At 63.4% G+C, this 1491-nt stretch carries 1 protein-coding gene; it reads left to right on the top strand.

The genetic code is table 11. The features are described from left to right. Positions 1-1351: ribonuclease J (locus EN750_RS33910; RefSeq protein ID WP_145968183.1), on the top strand; the 1351-nt coding region annotated here is incomplete at its 5' end. Positions 1352-1491 lie beyond the last annotated feature (140 nt).

Here is a 1491-nt window from a genome sequence, read left to right as displayed (position 1 = left end):
GCTGGAGGCCAAGCGGCAAGGCGAGCAGGGCGCGCCGAAAATACCGGTGACAATCTACCGGGCGGGCGAGAAATTCACCGTCGGCCCGTTCGAGATCGAAGCCATTCCGGTCGCGCACTCGATTCCCGAGCCGATGTCGCTGGCCATTACCTCGCCGGCAGGCACCGTCATCCATACCGGTGACTGGAAGATCGATCCGGAGCCGACGATCGGGCCGAAGACCGACGAGGCGCGTTTCCGCGCCTATGGCGACAAGGGCGTTCTGGCGCTGATCTGCGATTCGACCAATGCGCTGCGCGAAGGTGAGTCGCCTTCGGAAGTGGCTGTGGGCGAGGGCCTCAAGGGCGTCATCCAGGCTGCCAAGGGCCGTGTCGCCGTCACCACATTCTCCTCCAATGTCGGACGCATCGTCTCGATCGCCAAAGCGGCGCGCGATGCCGGACGCCAGTGCCTGGTGCTTGGCCGTTCGCTGAAGCGGGTCATCGATGTGGCCGGCGAACTCGGCTACATGGACGGTCTGCCGGAGTTCATCGCCGAGGAGGATTTTGGTTTCATCCCGCGCGAGAACCTGGTCATCATCTGCACCGGCAGCCAGGGCGAGCCGCTGGCCGCACTGGCCAAGCTGTCGCGCGAAGAGATGAAGTCGGTGTCACTGACGGCGGGCGACACGGTGGTGTTTTCCTCGCGTACCATTCCCGGCAACGAGAAGGCGATTCTCGAGATCAAGAACCGCCTCATCGACCTCGGCGTCAAGATCATAGAGGACGGTGATGCACTGGTGCATGTCTCCGGCCATCCGCGGCGCAGCGAATTGCGCAAGATGTATAAATGGGTGCGCCCGCAGATCGGCGTTCCCGTGCATGGCGAGGCGGCACATCTGGTGGCGCAGGGCTCGCTGATGTCGACATCGGGCATCGGCCAGGTGGCGCAGGTGCGCGACGGCGACATGCTCAGGCTTGCTCCCGGCCCAGCCACCATCATGGATCAGGTGCCGTTCGGCCGTATCTACAAGGATGGCAGACTGATCGGCACCGATCAGGCGATGGGCATCCGCGACCGGCGCAAGCTGTCCTTTGCCGGCCATGTGGCGGTCAATGTCGTCCTGGACGACAAATATGAGCTTGCCGGCGACCCCGACCTGGTCGCCATCGGCGTCGCCGAGGCCGACGCCCGTGGCGAGTCGCTGGAAGATCTGATGATCGATGCGGCAATCGGCGCGGTGGACTCCATCCCCCGTCAGCGCCGAAAAGACCTCGACTTGGTGCAGGAAGCAGTGCGGCGCGCCGTGCGCGGCGCCGCCAACGAAGCCTGGGGCAAGAAGCCGCTGGTGACTGTATTCGTCACAAGATGACGAAAGGGAGTACGGGAGTAGGGGAGTAGGAAGAGCAAACAGCTGACATATCTGTCTTTTCCCCTACTCCCGTACTCCCTTTCGTCATCTTGTGACGAATACAGTCACCAGCGGCTTCTTGCCCCAGGCTTCGTTGGCGG

The sequence above is a fragment of the Mesorhizobium sp. M7A.F.Ca.ET.027.03.2.1 genome, assembly GCF_003999175.1.
Lineage (GTDB): Bacteria > Pseudomonadota > Alphaproteobacteria > Rhizobiales > Rhizobiaceae > Mesorhizobium.
Note: the sequence above shows the minus strand (reverse complement) of the source record. Positions and strands in the feature narration are given on the sequence as shown.